Here is a 1,931-nt window from a genome sequence, read left to right as displayed (position 1 = left end):
GATCTGGTCCGCATCCAGTACCAGCAGGTCGGCCGCTATGCGAAAGCAGGCGCAATCGTCGATCTGAGCGGGCATCTCGACGGCGGCCTGGCAGCGCAATTCGCCCCCGCATTGTGGAAGGCCGTCACCTATCGCGACAAGGCCTTCGCCATTCCCCACCACACCGACACGCTCGCGGTCTATTGCAACATGGAGATGTTCCGGCGGGCCGGAATCGAGCTGCCGCGGCGGCTCGAGGACAGCTGGCGCTGGGAGGAGTTCATCCGGATCGCCCGGATGCTGAAGGACAAGGCCGGAGCGCCATTCGGCTTCGCCTGCGCCTGGCAGAACACCGCCGCCTATCGCTTTCTGCCCTTCCTCTACCAGAATGGCGGCAAATTGCTCGACGAGCAGCTGCTCCAGCCGCAGCTCTCGTCGAAGGAGGGTCTCGAGGCGATCGCCTGGGCCCAGTCCTGGTTCACCGACAAGCTCGTCCCGCCCACGACCTCGATCAAGACCAACGAGCAGACGCAGAACCTCTTCGCCAACGGGACGATCGGCATGCTGGTGCATGGCGACTGGCAGATCCCGTTCCTGCAGGACGCGATGAAACAGGCGGAGTGGCAGGTGACCTATATGCCGCGCAGCGTCAGCATGGCCTCCGATCTCGGCGGCAATTGTCTGGCCGTGACGCGCGACAGCAAGAACCGGGATGTCGCCATCGACTTCCTGCGCTATGCCACCAACGAGGCCAATATGCGCGACTTCTGCATCGCCGCCGGCTTCCTGCCGGTTCGGCGCAGCCTCATGGAAACGAAGCTGGACTACCCGCTTCGTCCCGACGCGATGCAGGTCTTCGTCGAGCAGTCGCGGACGATCCCGGACCATCTGGCCGCGACGGTGACGCTGCCGGATTTCAGCCGCATCAATACGAAGCTCGGCGAGCAGCTCGACCTCGCCTTCACCTCCGGCCAGTCGCCAAAGGACACGGCCGAGAACGTGGAAGGCACCATCCGCAGCGTCCTCAAGAGCTGACGGCGGTGCGGCCTGCCGTCCCGTCTGCGAGGTGATCCATGTCCGACAGCGTCGTCATGACCAGCACCGCGCCCCCCGTTACCGGGGCGCGGGGGCGCCGCTCCTTCCGGCGGCCCTGGATGCTGCCCTATCTCCTGATCACGCCCAACCTGCTTCTGTTCAGCGCCTTCAGTTTCTTTCCGCTGCTCTATGCCTTCTATATCAGCTTCCATGACTGGAGCCTGATCGGCGACGTCACCTATGCCGGCCTGGCCAATTATCGCAGGCTGGTGGCCGACACGCAGTTCTGGCACGCGCTGTTGAATACGGCGGTCTATGCCGTGGCTTCGGTGCCCACCACCATGGCAGGCGGGCTGCTCCTGGCCGTGGCGCTGAACCGACGGATGCCGGGGCGGGTCTTCCTGCGCAGCGTCTATTTCCTTCCGGTCGTGGTTTCGGCCGTCGCCACCGGCATCATCGCCGCCTGGATGTTCAACGAGCATTACGGCGTCATCAACTCCCTGATCGTGCGCCTCGGCGGCGACCGGATCCCATGGCTCTCCTCGCCGGCCTGGGCGCTGCCGTCGCTGGTGATTGCGACATTCTGGGTCAGGGTCGGCTTCTGCATGGTGGTGTATCTCGCCGCGCTGCAGTCGATCCCGACGCTCTATTACGAAGCCGCGACCATGGATGGCGCGTCGCCCTCTCGCCAGTTCTGGAAGATCACGCTGCCCCTCCTGCGGCCCGCCACCTTCCTGTTGCTGATCCTCAGCGTGATCCACTCCTTCCAGGTCTTCGACCTGATCTACGTGATGACCGGCGGTGGCCCGGGATTCTCGACGACGATGCTGGTGCAATACATCTACCAGTCCGCCTTCATGACATCGGAGATGGGCTATGCCAGCGCGATCGGCGTCGTGCTCTACGCCATCGTGCTC

Annotated in this window: 2 protein-coding genes; both read left to right on the top strand. The window is 64.3% G+C overall.

The annotated features are described in order from the left end of the window. Positions 1-1,014 (top strand): ABC transporter substrate-binding protein (locus AC1D34_RS37160; protein ID WP_476826973.1); only part of this gene is annotated, 1,014 nt, incomplete at its 5' end. 38 nt (positions 1,015-1,052) lie between these two features. Continuing rightward, positions 1,053-1,931 (top strand): carbohydrate ABC transporter permease (locus AC1D34_RS37155; protein ID WP_476826972.1); only part of this gene is annotated, 879 nt, incomplete at its 3' end.

The sequence above is a fragment of the Allobosea sp. P1_A7 genome (assembly GCF_056406775.1).
The sequence above is the reverse complement of the archived record's forward strand: the minus strand, read 5'-3'. Positions and strand labels throughout refer to the sequence as shown.